We start from the raw sequence: 13,730 nt of genomic DNA, 5'->3' as shown, positions 1-13,730 counted from the left end.
CCGCTCTAGTGCCGCGTTGCCTGAAGGCCCGTTGCCGCGTACAAACTTGCGCGAAAGTACGCCAAGCTGATCGCCCGAAAGGACACATCATGAAGCGCATGCATGTTCACGTCTCCGTTTCGGACTTGTCCCGTTCGATCGGCTTCTACTCGGCGCTGTTCGCCGCCAAGCCGTCGGTCGTGAAGCCCGATTACGCGAAATGGATGCTCGACGACCCGCGGGTGAATTTCGCCATCTCGACACGCGGACGGCAACCGGGGCTCGATCACCTCGGCATCCAGGTCGAGACCGGCGAGGAATTGCACGAGGTCCACGAACGGCTGCGGCAGGCCGGCGGCGAGGTCATCGAGCAGGGACAGACCACCTGTTGCTATGCCAAGTCCGAAAAGTCCTGGATCGACGATCCGGCCGGGATCGCGTGGGAGACCTTCCACACCACAGGCGAAAGCACCGACTACGGCGACGGCACCGGTGAGAACCGCGCCCGGGTCGCACAGGAGAAGCAGGAAGCAGCGTGCTGTGCTCCGCAGGCAGCGGTACTGCCACCAAGCGCCTGCTGCTGACGCTCATCGCTCGCCGCCAACTCCGTGATCTCATCCGCACGTGATACTTCGCCGACATACACATTTCTTACGACGCGGCCCTAGTCTTCATGGGTATTGCATTTTTAGCCAAATTCTACCCAGAATTGCCAAGTGAATGGAGCCTATTGTGGCACTGCCGACCCGGAAATATGACAAAGGAGAGAAGCGCCTTAAGCATCAAGGAAGGGGCTCTAAACCTGAGTTCCGCACTTATACAAACGATCCGAAGAGAATCGAGGGCCTCTGCCCTGCGAACATGTCTCAACAGGTGCGCGAAACCCTCTTGAATGAGGCAGTTGCAGCGCCAAACGGAGATCGAGAGGCAGAGTATGCAAAGTACCTTTATGCTGTCCACGAAGGCGCTATATATGAGGCTAGGACCAGTGATGCAGGTCAGACCTATCATGGCTTCCCTTACCGAGGGACGCTCAGCAAGGCGATAGTTGATGAGCTTCGCGTCAAAGCCAACGAAAAGACGTGCCTGCAAGAGTTTAATCGTTGGGTCAAGGACTACATCACAGTACAAGGCTAAAGATGAGCGACGCCGTCCCTATTATTGAGTTTAGAGTCCGATGGATCGATTCCGTGGAAGGAGAGTCTTTTACGACTCTTGCCGCTATCGGATTGGTTGTCGACGGCGGCTTTGTGTGGCCCGTCTCCGGTGAAGACACTAACGAGTTTCATTGGTTCGCGGACGAGCTTCTCGCACACCTCACGGAGTGCTGGAAACCGCTCGTCCTAAGACAGACCTATCCGATCGCTATTCAGCCTCAGAGACCTTCATTCGTTATGGCTGACGCCGAAAGGCGCTGGTCGTCGATGCCAAGCTCGAGCGTGGAAAGTGAGCAGCAGGCCCTTGCGGCATTTATCGACGTTCACAACCTCACACACGCTTTTGGCGGGGTAACAGGCCTGTTACCATTGTGGTTCTTGCGCGATCAAAGCGACATGCTCATTGACACGCGCGAGCGGCAGTTCCGTGTCCCCATCGAAGCCGCCGTGAAGGCCTTGTCGAATGTTGGTGACTTCATTTCCGATCGGTTGCTTCAAACCAACAAGGAAAAATGGTCTAAGCTAGTCGATGCGTGGAAGCTCAGGGGCGAGAGCGACAAGACGACGCTTCTAGCCTTTACAATTGGTACCGATAAAAGGACGGCGGCCGCTCTAATTGAAGAGAGTATATTAGAGGCTCCCGCCTCGTTTTACGAAGCATCAAACGACAACAATGAGCAGAGGATGGCTGCGCGAATGGCGGGGCCGCTTCCGATCCATCAGATAAAGTCCGTTGTTGAAACGATCCGTAGCAGCACGAAGCGAAACGCCCCAAGACTTGCCGAAGCCCAATTGGCTGCGCTTGCCTTTCTTGTATCCAACCAACTCGACAGTAAGCGCCCTCACGTCCAGGGAAGCGAAGTCGCGAAATGGCTCCGGCGTCATCTCAACCTCTCAGATCATCGGCGCGTTGATCCATTTGCGGTTCTTGAGCGCTACAATGTAGATGTCCGAGCGATCGACTTCCGGATACCCGATCTTGAAGCGATTGCAGTATGGGGTGAGAAGTTTGGTCCTGGTGTTCTTCTCAACAAGACAAGCAGACGCGTGGGAATGCCTCTCAATTTTTGGAGAAACGGCGTTGCACGAGTAACGGCGGCTCACGAGCTCTGCCATCTCTTGCTCGATGCGGAGCATTCCCTCTCGGCGGTGGATATTTTGGGCAGCCGCATGTCCTTACGGATCGAGCAGCGCGCAAATGCCTTTGCAGCCGAATTCTTGTTGCCCGAGCAAGAAGCCGACGCTGTTTGGACGGCTCAAGGTCGTCCGCTTGATCCAGAGGCGCTGAACAAGGTCCTCAGAACGCTCTGTCAAAAACACAATGTGAGCCAATCCATCGCGGCTTGGCAGCTTGAGCACGGCGGCTCCTCCTATGGAGGAGAACTCCTCGCTAGGACACTTCAACAGCTTGTTCCGCAACGCTAAGCCTCGCTACCGGCAGAACGCTACCGATACCGTATCCACAGCGTCGCGATTAGCCAGTGCCGCTAAAGGTGCGATACGATAAGGTATCTTCGCCGCAGTAGTGCTCCTTCTTTCATCCGTGCGGGACGACGAGCGCAGCATTACGTAGCCTGCCAGAATATATCTGGTCGCTTAGAAGCCATCGTCTGCCTGTTCCTGATGCTCTTCGAGCCGCCACATCATCCCGCCACGGCTTCCGTTGTCCCTACAGCGTCGAGCGACCGCCCTTCGTGGGGCACCACACTTTGTGATCGGCGATGCGCTTTACGCCTATATCATTCAGCCCAATGCCAATCAGACCAGCGGCACGCCGTAATAATCGTTCACCGTGCGCGTCCTGGCGATATCAGACCAACTCCAATCGCCGTCGGTGCCGTATTTCGGCGCGCCGCGAATCTGGTCCTCGGTCACGCCGGTAACATAGCCGCCCAGCTGCGTGTCATATTTCAGCGACTGCCAAGGCAGCGGGTAATGGTCGTTGCCGAGACCGAGGATTCCGCCAAAGCTGAGCACGGCGTAGGACACGCGCCCGCTCGTCTTGTCGATCATGACCCGCTCGATCGAACCGATCTTGCGCTCATCGCCGCCATAGACTGCGGTGCCCTCGACTTTGTCGCTGCCGATCAGATTCCCCATTTCCTTGTCGTCCATTGCCATGCGAATTCTCCCTTGAACGTGTCGCATGCTTGCAACAGCCGGGCAGGAGCATCGTTCCTGCGGCTTGGTCTCAGCCGCTTCGGCGGAGAACGAATTTGTCTGCCCCAAAAAGCCAAGCGGGCCCCGGCGACAAAATCCGCCGGAGCCCGTCACCAGAGTGGTCCGCCGCTGTCGGGGGGGCGAACGGCGAACGCATCGGTGTTACGCGCGGCGCAACGAATCGTTCCTGCGCGATTTGCCTGCGCGATTTCATCGAAGCGGGATGCCATAGGCTAACGACGGCATCGGGGAACCTGCCTCAACATCGGCCTTCTATCGGAGGCGGGATGACCACGTCTGCGGCCAAACCCCTCACGGCGAGGAACACGCCATCTGCAGGCGCGTTGCCCGATACATCGTCAAATGTGCCGGGAGCGGCAGGACAACGCTCGCCGAATTGACAGAAGCTGGGCAGCAGGCGCTGGCCGAAGTCACTGCCGCGGCGGGTTCACCGCCGCAATCCGCGCTTGCTCGTCTTCGGCAGAATCTTGTTCGGCAGAATCTTGGCTTTCAGCAAAGGCAGATACGCATGCGCATTGCAATCAGCATCGGCCTGCTGACATTTCTGGTCGCCGTCGGCTGCTACGCCTATGAAGGCGTGATACGGCCGGACGCACCGGTGCCCACCTATGGCATCGTCGTATTCACGATCGGAGTTGCCGCGCTGGTCGTGGTCGGCGTCGGCCTGATGGGCCTGCTGTTCTATTCGAGCCGTCGCGGCTTCGACGAACCGCCGCGCTACGAGCGGTAGATCGCAGCGAACGAGTTCCGTCATCCCCGCGCAAAGGCTTCGCCTTTGCGCGGGGATGACGGGGATAGAGCCAGCGCCATTTAAACGGCCGGCACCCGCGCGCGGATTTCGGCGATCTTGCGCTTCAGCGACGACTGCCGCGGATCGGGCATGATGGCGGCGCGCGCTTCGGCGATCGCGCCGGCGAGATCCGGCAGCGCCAGTGTGCCGTCGAAGACCGGCTTGGCGAGCGCGTCGATGATGACATGCCAGTCCGCGATGCCCTGGCGGTAGGGATCGCCGTAGCCCTGGATCATGGTCGCGGTCTCGATGATCGCCATGGCCGCCGCCGGCTGCTTGGTCAGGCTGCGGTCGATCATGTGCAGCCAGCGCTCGACCCAGATGCGCTCCTTGGCATAGCGCACCGAGAACAGCCGCCAGCGCTTCAACCCCGCCTCGATCCGCAAGCGGCGAACGCTGAAGCGGTTGTTGGCGCTGAAGCGGATCGAGACGTTCTTGCGCAGCCAGCCGAGCCGGTCGAGCGCACCGAGCACGGGATCGGCGACCACGGCCGGCAAGGCATCGATCAACTCATCGAGGCGGAATTTCTTGACGTCGTCGGCGGAGCGCGCCGCCAGGGCACCGCCGGCCTCGTTGACTTCACCGAGCTTGAGCTGCGCGATGCGGATCGCATCCTCATAGGCCATTCGCTGCGCCATCAGCCGCGCGATGTCGGCGAGCAGCGCGTCATCGACGCCGCGCCGGCCGACGAAGCGCTTGAGCCGGTCGATATAGAGGCTGGCGTAGCCGGCGCTCTGATACGTGATCAGCAGCTGGATCGCATCGCTCACGACCGGTCCGAGGTGCTCCGGGCAAGCGTCGGGCAACAATGGCGGTCCGTCATCTTCATCGCCGATGATGTCGGCGAACAGATAGCGGAGCGAAGCCAGCAGACCGTCATCGTCTGACACGGTGGCGCCTCCGGAGCTCATCGAATCGGGGCTCATGCGGGCTTCGGCTCCGCGACCGGCGGGTTGGTGTGCTGCGCCAGCCGCTGCTCGAGCGTCGCGATGTTCTGGAACAGGCGGGCACTGGCCAGACGCAGGAAGTAAAAGCCGAACGCCGGGTTCTGGACGTAAAGCTGCTCGACCTGGTCGTAGGTGACCGAGAGCACCACGCCGTTCTCCGCGCATTCCAGCGTCTGGGTCCGGGTGTTCGACGGCGACAGCATGCCGAATTCGCCGACGATGGCGCCGACCGGCAGCTCGATGCCGGATTCGACCAGGCGGAAGCGGCCGCTGGTGATGTAAAACATGCTGTCGGCCTTCTCGTCCTTGTAGAACAGCACTTCGCCGGCGGTGCATTTGCGTTCCGTCGTAAATGGCCGGAGCCAATCCATCGACAGGTCGCTGTTGACGGATTTCTTCACGTTGCGGACGAGCTGCAGCATCTGGTGCAGGCGGTAGGTGTTCATCGGCAGCAGCACGGAATGCAGGATCAGCGTCGCGTAATTGTGGGTCGGGACCGCGGTCGCGATCAGGATGATGTTGGTCAGGATGGCGAAGACGCGCAGCGGGATCATGGTCCGCATCGACAGCGTGGCGACCACGAAGATCGAGGCAAAGAAACTGCCGGCGGCGCCGGCGTGCTCCGCGAGGTGCGAGGTATCCATCGGAAACCAACCAATTCTCAAGAAGTGAATGTAACAGTCTATTAGTCGCTGCGGTGCGGCCCAGGTCGCGTCCACCACCGCATCCCTGATATACGGGGAAAAAGCGACGCTTTGTCTGATTTCTCACATTTGCGGACGCAAAATCAGGACAGATTGCAGGGCCATTTATTCCAACCGACGGAAGACCAGCTGCGGCCGCTGACGTGGGTGGGTTGACTTGGGTACGTTGACCTGGGTGCGTTGACGGCCTGACCCGGGACGGGGCAGGTTACGGCGCTGGCCCGGCCTCCCGCAGGGTCCCGTTTCAGATCATCCATCGACAGGCAACATACGTCCGATGTCCAAGCGGCCCGTCTTTCCGGTTTTGGCACAATTCGTGTCCGCCACTGCCGGCCGCAACATGACCACGGTCGCCTATGCCGCGGTGAGCCTTGGCGTCGCCATGATGACGCTGCTGACGGTCGCGCCGGCCTATGATGCCGCCGCCCATTGGGTCGACGCGCTGCTGTGGGGCTGCCTCGCCTATTTCGTGTTCGAATGGCTGGTGCGGCTGCGCCATATGCGGCAGCGGGGGCGGCTGTGGTTCTACGCGCTGTCCGGGGCCGGGCTGGTCGACGCCGTTGGTGCACTGGCCGTGCCGCTGGCCCTGCTCGCGGGTATCGAGCCGAAGACGGCGTGGCTGCTCGCGATCCTCTGGGTGCTCAAGGTGGTGCCGGGCATCCCCGGGCTGCGGCAGCTCCGGCGCGTGCTGGTGGTGGAATCGGGCCCGCTGCTCTCAGTGCTCGTGATCTTCCTGATGGTGGTGTTCCTTGCCTCCGTCGCCGAGTATTTCCTGGAGCACGACGTGCAGCCGCAGACCTTCGGCAGCGTGCCGGCCGCGCTGTGGTGGGCGGTGGTGACGCTGACCACCACCGGCTATGGCGACGTGGTGCCGATCACCCCGCTCGGCCGCATCGTCGCGGCGATGGTGATGATCTCGGGGCTGGGCGTGTTCGGGCTGTGGACCGGTATTCTGGCTACCGGCTTTGCCGCCGAAACCCGCCGCGACAATTTCCTCAAGACCTGGGAAACCGTCAGCAAGGTGCCGTTCTTCGCCACGCTCGGCCCCGCGGCGATCGCCGACGTCACCCAGATGCTGCGGACGATGGACCTGCCGCCGCGCACCATGATTATTCGCAAGGACACCAACGGCGACTGCATGTATTTCGTCGCGGCCGGCGAGGTCGAGGTCGACCTGCCCGGCCGCAAGGTGAAGCTCGGCGAAGGCGCGTTTATCGGCGAGATGGCGCTGCTCGGCAACGCCAAGCGCGGCGCCAATGTCACGACCACCAAGGTCTCGCGGCTGCTGGTGCTTGACCTGGTCGATTTCCGCCTGTTGATGGCAAGGCATCCCGAACTCGCCGAGACCATCGACGCCGAGGCCAAGCGGCGCGAACTCGAGAATCAATGATGGAGACAACAATGCCTGACGCGGCCGACACCGCCAGCGGACCCGTGCTCGAGATTACAGGCGCCCGCGCCACCATCCGCCTCAACCGTCCCAAGCATCTCAACCGGCTGCAGGCCGAGGATCTCGATGAGCTGGTCAAGCTGTTCGACCGGATCGAGGCCGATCCCGCGATCCGCGTGCTGGTGCTGACCGGAACCGGCCGCGCCTTCTCGGCCGGCTATGACCTCAATTCGGTAGCCGAGCGCGCGGTGAGCACGAGCGCGCAGCAGAGCGCGGGTTCGGCGTTCGAGGTCGTGGTCAACCGTCTCGAGGATCTCGGCGTGCCGACGATCTGCCGGCTCAATGGCGGGGTCTATGGCGGTTCCACCGATCTGGCGCTCGCTTGCGACTTCCGGATCGGCGTCGACACTGCCGAGATGTTCATGCCGGCGGCGCGGCTCGGGCTGCATTACTACCGGAGCGGCATCAAGCGCTATGTGACGCGGCTCGGCGTCGACAATGCCAAAATGCTATTCCTGACCGCGCAGAAGATCACGGCGCCGGAGATGCTGCGAATCGGCTACCTCACGGCCATGGTGGCGCCGGAATTCCTGGACGAAGAAGTCGACAAGCTCGCCACAATCCTGGCCGGCAATGCGCCGGTCGCGATGGCCGGCATGAAGCGCGCCATCAACGAATTCGCCCGCGGCGAACTCGACGACGCGGGAGCCGACCAACGCCACCGCGACAGCATGCGCGGCGACGAGATCAAGGAAGGCATCAAGGCGTTCGCGGAGAAGCGGGCGCCGCGGTTTTGAGCGGCGAGGTCACGCCCGCCTGCTGCGCATCGCGCGCGTTTGCGTGAGCTTGGAATCGGCAGCAAGCGCCTGGTAGCGCTTGCTGTCGACGGCATAGATTGCGACGCGGCCCTCGGCGTCGGCATGGACGCCCCATCCGAAGCGTTTTCCGAGCGGGGACGCGCGCATGCAGGCCTGCCCCTTGGAGAAGAATGTCTCGCGGGCGAGGTTGCGCGCTTTCTTCGTCGCCTTCGCATCGAGCGCGCGGCCCGGCGCTGACGTGGCGAACACCACGTCATCAGAGGTGTATGTATACGGCGACTGGACGAGCATCTGATATTGCAGCGTGGCGACCGTCGGACCGGCACCACGCGGCTGCGGCTCCTCGCCGCCGCGTGCGGGACAATCCTCCGCAACGCGGATGAAGGTGTTGAGGCAGTTGGTGGTGTGCAGCGTCTTGGCCATCACAACGCTCTATCACACCCCAGCGGCTGCGGCATGCTGCGCCGCCATCTCGTCATCGGCCTTGGTGATCCGCTGGAACGCCGGGCGCGAGGTGACGCGCTCGGCATAGCGGACGAAGACGTCCTTTTGCGGCACCAGGCCAAACATCATGGTCCAGCTGAACGCCATGCCCCAGAGCATGTCGGCCGCCGTGATCTCTTCGCCGAACAGATACGGCCCCTTGGTCAATTGCGATTCCAGTGCGCCCAGCATGGTGTCGTAATCGGCGTAGGGCGAGTGCATGACCGGCGTCGGCTCGCGCTTCATGAACCTGTCGATCAAAGCCGGCTCGAACGACGCGCCGTAATAGGCGATCCAGCGCAGATAAGGCCCGCGCCTGACATCGTCGAGCGCCGGCGTCAGCCCCGCCTGCGGGAACAAATCGGCCAGATAGATGAAGATCGCGACCTGTTCCGTCACCAGCGCGCCGCGATGGCGGATCGCCGGCACTTTGCCGAGCGGATTGATGGCGAGATAGGCCTCCTGGCGCTGCTCGCCGGCTTTCATGTTGAGGATGTGCAAATCGTAGGGCGCGCCGAGTTCCTCCAGCAGCACCCGAGCGCCGGTGGCACGGCTTTGGGGCGAATAATACAGGGTGACGCGGTCGGTTGAAGTCATGGGCAGTCTCCTCGCGCCGTTCGGGGCGCGGTCCTTTATGCGCGCCTATACCTGACATCCTGTGTCAGGTATGATCCTTCCCATGCGCGCAAGCCGGATGTTTTCAATCCTGACCACCCTGCAGGCGCGGGGACAGGTCACCGCGCCTGAGCTGGCCGAGGCCTGCGAGGTCTCGGTGCGCACGATCTATCGCGACATCGACGCGCTCGCGGCCTCCGGCGTCCCGGTTTATGCCGACCGTGGCGCCGAAGGTGGCTATCGGCTGCTCGACGGCTACCGGGTGCGGCTGAACGGATTGTCGCAAGGCGAAGCCGAGGCGCTGTTCATGGCAGGATTGCCCGGTCCCGCCGCCGCACTCGGCATCGAGCCTGCGATGATCGCGGCACAGACCAAGCTGATGGCGGCGCTGCCGGAAAATCTGCGCACCAATGCGAGGGGGATGCAGCAGCGCTTTCACCTCGATGCCCCCGGCTGGTTCGGCGAGACCGAGGAGCCGAAACATCTGCGCATCATCGCGAGCGCGGTGCTGCGCGAAAACCTGATCGAGATCCGCTACCAGAGCTGGAAGGCCGAGAAGCGGCGTCGGGTGGCGCCGCTCGGTCTCGTGCTGAAGGGCGGCAGCTGGTATGTCGCGGGCTGCGTCGACGGCAGCGTGCGCACCTATCGCGTCGCGCGGGTGCTGGACTGCACGACGCTCGACGAGCCGTTCAAGCGGCCGGCGGATTTCGACCTCGCCGCCTATTGGCGCGCGTCGACCGAGCGGCTCGAGGCCGAGCTGCATCCGAACCAGGCCACGGTGCGGCTGTCGCCGTTCGGCCTCAAACTGTTCGATGCGCTGGCTCACCCCTATGTGAAGGCGCGGATGCGGCTTGAGGAGGCCGCCGACGCGGATGGCTGGCAGATCGCCACGATGCCGACCGGCAAGACGCTGTGGCACGCCGCAACCGAACTTTTGCGCCTCGGCGCCGAGGCCGAGGTGCTGGAACCACGCGAGTTGCGCGAGAAGATGGCGGAGATGACCGGTGCGATGGCGACGCGTTACGCGGATCCGCCGCGCCGTCGGGCGGCTGCCGCACGGCGCGCCTGAGTACGTTACGTGTCGAAGAATGTGACGGTATCGGCCACGCTCGCCCGCGAGGTGCGATAGCTGTTCACCTTGTTCGCATGGTCGGCATAGCCGAACGAGATGCCGCAGACGACGCGGCGGTCGTCGGCGAGATCAAAATGGCGGCGGATCAGGCCTGAGTGGCGGGCGATCGCGGCCTGCGGGATGGTGCCGAGGCCGAGCGCTTGGGCTGCCAGCATGAAATTGCTGACATAGGCGCCGCAGTCGATCGCGCCGTAGATGCCGAGCGGCTCGTTGGTGTGGATCACGGCGACATGCGGCGCGCCGAAGAAATTGTAATTCTCCAGCGCCTGTTTTGCGTAGGCCGCCTTGTCGCCGCGCGCGATGCTCAGCGTATTGTAAAGCTGGAAGCCGCTCTCGCGGCGCCGCTCCAGATAGACGCCGGCATATTCGCGCGGCGGCGTGAAGTCATAGTCCTCGCCAAGGCCACGCGATGCCTCGGCATAGATGGCTTTCCGGAAACGCTCCTTGGCCTCGCCGGAGACGATCAACACCTGCCAGGGCTGGCTGTTGCACCAGGACGCCGTGCGTTGCGCCGTGGCGAGCACATGCTCGATGATGTCGCGCGGCACTTCGCGCGGCTCGAACGCACGCACCGAGTAGCGCTCGTTGAGCAGCTCCTCGAGTGCGCCGATGCGGTCTTCGGTCGAATAGCGAGGGCTTGGGGTCGTCGCGTCCATGGCGCTTCCATCTTCCTGTCATTCCGGGGCGCGCGGAGCGCGAACCCGGAATCTAGAGGTTACTGACTCATCTCGAGATTCCGGGTTCGATGCTTCGCATCGCCCCGGAATGACGGTTAACCTCGCCCCTTGGTCGGGATCTTGTTGTAGGGCACGTCCTTGTCGACCCTGATGTCGCCGGGCAGGCCCAGCACGCGTTCGGCGATGATGTTGCGCAGGATCTCGTCGGTGCCACCCGCGATGCGCATCGAGGGTGACGACAGCAGCATTTGCTGGAACTGGCCGTTGGCCTGTTCCTCGTCGGTACCGGTCAGACTGCCTGCCGCGCCCTCCAGATCCATCGCGTAGGTCGCGATGTCCTGCAGCATCAGGCCGGAGACGAGCTTGCCGATGGAGTTTTCCGGGCCGGGACGTTCGCCCTTCGACAGCGCCGAGATCGCGCGGTAGCTGGTGTATTTCAGCCCACTCGCCTTCACCGCCCAGCTCGCGAGCTTGGAGCGCACCGCCGGATCGTCGATCGCGAGCCCATCTTCCAGCATGAGGTTCGAGCAGAACTCGAACAATTCTGGCACGCCGGTCGCAAGCCGCGAGCCGATCGACATGCGCTCGTTCATCAACGTCGTCAGCGACACGCTCCAGCCCTCGCCGACCGCGCCGAGACGCTGGCTGTCCGGGATTACGACGTCGGTGAAATAGACCTCGTTGAACTCCTGCATGCCATTGGCCTGCTTGATCGGCCGCACCTCGACGCCCGGGCTCTTCATGTCGAGGAAGAACATCGTCAGGCCCTTGTGCTTGGGCACATTCGGATCGGTGCGCGCGATCAACAGGCCGTAGTCGGAATAATGCGCGCCCGAGGTCCAGATCTTCTGGCCGTTGACGACCCAATTGTCGCCCTTCTTCTCGGCGCGCGTGCGCAGGCCCGCAACATCGGAGCCGGCCGACGGTTCGGAGAACAGCTGGCACCAGATTTCCTCACCCGAGGCCAGCTTCGGCAGATAGCGGCGCTTGGCGTCCTCGGTGCCCCAGGCCATGACGGTCGGGCCGCACATGCCCTCGCCGATCTGGAACGGCTGCGTCAGCTTGCCGTAGACGCCCTCCTCCTGCTGCCAGATCACGCGCTCGATCGGCGTGGCGCCACGGCCGCCATATTCCTTCGGCCAATGCAGGCAGGCCCAGCCGCCGTCGGCCTTCTTCTTCTGCCAGGCCTTGCCGACATCAACCATGTCGTGCTTGGCGAGCCTGATGCGGCCGAGCGAGGATTTTGACAACTCCTCCTCAAACTCTTTCGGCGCATTGGCAGCGACCCAGTTGCGGGCGACGGCGCGAAACTCAGCTTCCTGCGGCGTGTCATCGAAATTCATTGTTATTCTCCTTGTCTCCGTAACGTTCCCCGGATGCTGCGCAGCACGGAGTGATGCGCTGCTGATCCGGGGTCCATCGATTGGCGGCTATGGGTCCCGGCTCTGCGAAGCAGCGTTTCACGCTGCATCGCGTCCGGGACATGATCAATTCCTTCCCTTGGTCGGGATCTTGTTGAAGGGCACGTCCTTGTCGACCCTGATATCGCCGGGTAGTCCCAGCACACGCTCGGCGATGATGTTGCGCATGATCTCGTCGGTGCCGCCTTCGACGCGGGTACCGGGCGCGCGCAGCAGCATCGCCTGGAACTTTCCCGCGGCCTCGGCATCCTCGATCCCGTTCAAGGCGCCCGCGGCGCCCTGCAGATCGAGCGCATACATGGCGACGTCCTGGATCATCGAGCCGGCCACGAGCTTGCCGATCGAGTTCTCCGGTCCGGGGCGATCTCCCTTCGACAGCGCCGAGATCGCGCGCATGCTGGTGTATTTCAGGCCGCTGGCCTTCACCGCCCAGTTCGCCAGCTTCGAGCGCACCGCGCGATTCTCGATCGCCGGGCCGTCCTCCAGCATCAAACTGTTGCAGAAGTCGAACAGCTCGGGGAAGCCGGTGGAGACGCCGGCACCGATCGACATCCGCTCGTTCATCAGCGTGGTCAGCGAGACGTTCCAGCCGTCATTGACGTTGCCGAGCCGCTGCGCGTCGGGAATGCGGACGTCGGTGAAGTAGACCTCGTTGAAGTCGGACGCGCCGCTCGCCTGCTTGATCGGCCGCACCTCAACGCCGGGGCTCTTCATGTCCAGGAAGAACATGGTGAGGCCCTTGTGCTTGGGCACATTCGGATCCGTCCTCGTCAGCAGGATGCCGTAATCCGAGTAATGCGCGCCCGAGGTCCAGATCTTCTGGCCGTTGATGATCCATTCGTCACCGTTCTTCTCGGCGCGGGTACGAAGCCCCGCGACGTCGGAGCCGCCGGCGGGCTCGGAGAACAGCTGGCACCAGATCTTTTCGCCGGAGGCGAGCGGCGGCAGGTAGCTGCGCTTCTGCTCCTCGCCGGCGAACGCCATCATGGTCGGGCCGCACATGCCGTGACCGATAATGAACATCGCGCTGAGACGGCCGAATGCGCCCTCTTCCTGCTGCCAGATCACCCGCTCGATCGGCGAAGAGCCACGGCCGCCATAATCCTTCGGCCAGTGCAGGCAAGCCCAGCCGGCATCGGCCTTCTTCTTCTGCCAGGCCTTTGCGACCTCCCGGATGTTGGCGCCCTTGAGCTGGACGCGGCCGAGCGAGGCCTTGCTCAGCTCGTCCTCATATTGCTTCGGCGCATTCGCCGCGATCCAGGCTTTCGCCTCGGCGCGGAATGCGGCCTCCTGCGGGGTGTCGTCGAAATTCATTGAATTATCTTTCCTGCGTTCCCCGGATGCTGCGCAGCACGAAGTGATGCGCTGCTGATCCGGGGTCGATGGGTCCCGGCTCTGCGGAGCAGCGTTGCACGCTGCACTGCGTCCGGGACACG

At 62.9% G+C, this 13,730-nt stretch carries 15 protein-coding genes; 7 read left to right on the top strand and 8 right to left on the bottom strand.

The genetic code is table 11. The features are described from left to right. Window positions 1-89 precede the first annotated feature (89 nt). The 3 genes from UP09_RS34240 to UP09_RS34230 all read left to right on the top strand — a co-directional run bounded on the left by UP09_RS34240 (window position 90) and on the right by UP09_RS34230 (window position 2,561). Window positions 90-563: an ArsI/CadI family heavy metal resistance metalloenzyme gene (locus UP09_RS34240; protein ID WP_044542828.1), complete on the top strand. Its 474-nt coding sequence runs from the start codon at window positions 90-92 to the stop codon at window positions 561-563. A 148-nt stretch (window positions 564-711) separates the two neighbouring features. Continuing rightward, window positions 712-1,116 (top strand): hypothetical protein, encoded by a 405-nt coding sequence (locus UP09_RS34235; RefSeq protein WP_156164925.1) that lies wholly within the window; start codon window positions 712-714, stop codon window positions 1,114-1,116. Between the two features lie 2 nt (window positions 1,117-1,118). Beyond that, entirely contained in the window at window positions 1,119-2,561 is a 1,443-nt protein-coding gene (locus tag UP09_RS34230) for an ImmA/IrrE family metallo-endopeptidase (RefSeq protein WP_044542826.1), read from the top strand. A gap of 333 nt (window positions 2,562-2,894) precedes the next feature. On the opposite strand, the gene UP09_RS34225 is transcribed toward UP09_RS34230, so the two are convergent. Next, complete coding sequence (locus UP09_RS34225) at window positions 2,895-3,257, bottom strand: PRC-barrel domain-containing protein (protein ID WP_044542825.1); 363 nt, start codon at window positions 3,255-3,257, stop codon at window positions 2,895-2,897. 568 nt (window positions 3,258-3,825) lie between these two features. Here UP09_RS34225 and UP09_RS34220 point away from each other — a divergent pair. Then, window positions 3,826-4,047 carry a hypothetical protein gene (locus UP09_RS34220; protein WP_044542824.1) on the top strand — a complete coding sequence of 74 codons (222 nt, stop codon included), beginning with the start codon at window positions 3,826-3,828 and terminating at the stop codon, window positions 4,045-4,047. An 80-nt stretch (window positions 4,048-4,127) separates the two neighbouring features. On the opposite strand, the gene UP09_RS34215 is transcribed toward UP09_RS34220, so the two are convergent. Next, window positions 4,128-4,997: a DUF6537 domain-containing protein gene (locus UP09_RS34215; protein WP_082070422.1), complete on the bottom strand. Its 870-nt coding sequence runs from the start codon at window positions 4,995-4,997 to the stop codon at window positions 4,128-4,130. A 32-nt stretch (window positions 4,998-5,029) separates the two neighbouring features. Further along, on the bottom strand, window positions 5,030-5,698 hold the full coding sequence (locus UP09_RS34210) for a Crp/Fnr family transcriptional regulator (protein WP_044542823.1): 669 nt from the start codon (window positions 5,696-5,698) through the stop codon (window positions 5,030-5,032). A gap of 337 nt (window positions 5,699-6,035) precedes the next feature. Between UP09_RS34210 and UP09_RS34205 the strand changes: the two genes are divergently transcribed. After that, window positions 6,036-7,148, top strand: a complete 1,113-nt coding sequence (locus UP09_RS34205; RefSeq protein WP_044542822.1) for a cyclic nucleotide-gated ion channel — start codon at window positions 6,036-6,038, stop codon at window positions 7,146-7,148. Between the two features lie 11 nt (window positions 7,149-7,159). Next, complete coding sequence (locus UP09_RS34200; RefSeq protein WP_044543170.1) at window positions 7,160-7,945, top strand: enoyl-CoA hydratase/isomerase family protein; 786 nt, start codon at window positions 7,160-7,162, stop codon at window positions 7,943-7,945. Between the two features lie 9 nt (window positions 7,946-7,954). Here UP09_RS34200 and UP09_RS34195 read toward each other — a convergent pair whose 3' ends face one another. Both UP09_RS34195 and UP09_RS34190 read right to left on the bottom strand, forming a co-directional pair. Next, window positions 7,955-8,389 (bottom strand): DUF6157 family protein, encoded by a 435-nt coding sequence (locus UP09_RS34195; RefSeq protein WP_082070410.1) that lies wholly within the window; start codon window positions 8,387-8,389, stop codon window positions 7,955-7,957. 12 nt (window positions 8,390-8,401) lie between these two features. Further along, on the bottom strand, window positions 8,402-9,046 hold the full coding sequence (locus UP09_RS34190) for a glutathione S-transferase family protein (RefSeq protein WP_044542821.1): 645 nt from the start codon (window positions 9,044-9,046) through the stop codon (window positions 8,402-8,404). An 82-nt stretch (window positions 9,047-9,128) separates the two neighbouring features. Between UP09_RS34190 and UP09_RS34185 the strand changes: the two genes are divergently transcribed. Next, the gene (locus UP09_RS34185; RefSeq protein ID WP_044543167.1) at window positions 9,129-10,133 is read left to right on the top strand and encodes a helix-turn-helix transcriptional regulator; all 1,005 of its coding nucleotides are present in this window, start codon (window positions 9,129-9,131) and stop codon (window positions 10,131-10,133) included. A gap of 5 nt (window positions 10,134-10,138) precedes the next feature. On the opposite strand, the gene UP09_RS34180 is transcribed toward UP09_RS34185, so the two are convergent. The 3 genes from UP09_RS34180 to UP09_RS34170 all read right to left on the bottom strand — a co-directional run bounded on the left by UP09_RS34180 (window position 10,139) and on the right by UP09_RS34170 (window position 13,608). Continuing rightward, window positions 10,139-10,852, bottom strand: coding sequence for a nitroreductase (locus UP09_RS34180; protein WP_044542820.1), 714 nt, complete (start codon window positions 10,850-10,852; stop codon window positions 10,139-10,141). A gap of 116 nt (window positions 10,853-10,968) precedes the next feature. Further along, complete coding sequence (locus UP09_RS34175; RefSeq protein WP_044542819.1) at window positions 10,969-12,216, bottom strand: acyl-CoA dehydrogenase; 1,248 nt, start codon at window positions 12,214-12,216, stop codon at window positions 10,969-10,971. A 144-nt stretch (window positions 12,217-12,360) separates the two neighbouring features. Continuing rightward, the gene (locus UP09_RS34170) at window positions 12,361-13,608 is read right to left on the bottom strand and encodes an acyl-CoA dehydrogenase (protein WP_044542818.1); all 1,248 of its coding nucleotides are present in this window, start codon (window positions 13,606-13,608) and stop codon (window positions 12,361-12,363) included. Window positions 13,609-13,730: the final 122 nt, after the last annotated feature.

Source organism: Bradyrhizobium sp. LTSP885 (assembly GCF_000938305.1).
Lineage (GTDB): Bacteria > Pseudomonadota > Alphaproteobacteria > Rhizobiales > Xanthobacteraceae > Bradyrhizobium.
Note: the sequence above shows the minus strand (reverse complement) of the source record. Positions and strands in the feature narration are given on the sequence as shown.

What these genes read in the sequence shown, in the direction of transcription:
- UP09_RS34180 (WP_044542820.1), bottom strand. Translation starts at nt 10,852, where the DNA reads ATGGACGCGACGACCCCAAGCCCTCGCTATTCGACCGAAGACCGCATC.
- UP09_RS34195 (WP_082070410.1), bottom strand. Translation starts at nt 8,389, where the DNA reads ATGGCCAAGACGCTGCACACCACCAACTGCCTCAACACCTTCATCCGC.
- UP09_RS34240 (WP_044542828.1), top strand. Translation starts at nt 90, where the DNA reads ATGAAGCGCATGCATGTTCACGTCTCCGTTTCGGACTTGTCCCGTTCG.
- UP09_RS34185 (WP_044543167.1), top strand. Translation starts at nt 9,129, where the DNA reads ATGCGCGCAAGCCGGATGTTTTCAATCCTGACCACCCTGCAGGCGCGG.
- UP09_RS34220 (WP_044542824.1), top strand. Translation starts at nt 3,826, where the DNA reads ATGCGCATTGCAATCAGCATCGGCCTGCTGACATTTCTGGTCGCCGTC.
- UP09_RS34170 (WP_044542818.1), bottom strand. Translation starts at nt 13,608, where the DNA reads ATGAATTTCGACGACACCCCGCAGGAGGCCGCATTCCGCGCCGAGGCG.
- UP09_RS34190 (WP_044542821.1), bottom strand. Translation starts at nt 9,046, where the DNA reads ATGACTTCAACCGACCGCGTCACCCTGTATTATTCGCCCCAAAGCCGT.
- UP09_RS34205 (WP_044542822.1), top strand. Translation starts at nt 6,036, where the DNA reads ATGTCCAAGCGGCCCGTCTTTCCGGTTTTGGCACAATTCGTGTCCGCC.
- UP09_RS34200 (WP_044543170.1), top strand. Translation starts at nt 7,160, where the DNA reads ATGCCTGACGCGGCCGACACCGCCAGCGGACCCGTGCTCGAGATTACA.
- UP09_RS34225 (WP_044542825.1), bottom strand. Translation starts at nt 3,257, where the DNA reads ATGGCAATGGACGACAAGGAAATGGGGAATCTGATCGGCAGCGACAAA.
- UP09_RS34175 (WP_044542819.1), bottom strand. Translation starts at nt 12,216, where the DNA reads ATGAATTTCGATGACACGCCGCAGGAAGCTGAGTTTCGCGCCGTCGCC.
- UP09_RS34210 (WP_044542823.1), bottom strand. Translation starts at nt 5,698, where the DNA reads ATGGATACCTCGCACCTCGCGGAGCACGCCGGCGCCGCCGGCAGTTTC.
- UP09_RS34230 (WP_044542826.1), top strand. Translation starts at nt 1,119, where the DNA reads ATGAGCGACGCCGTCCCTATTATTGAGTTTAGAGTCCGATGGATCGAT.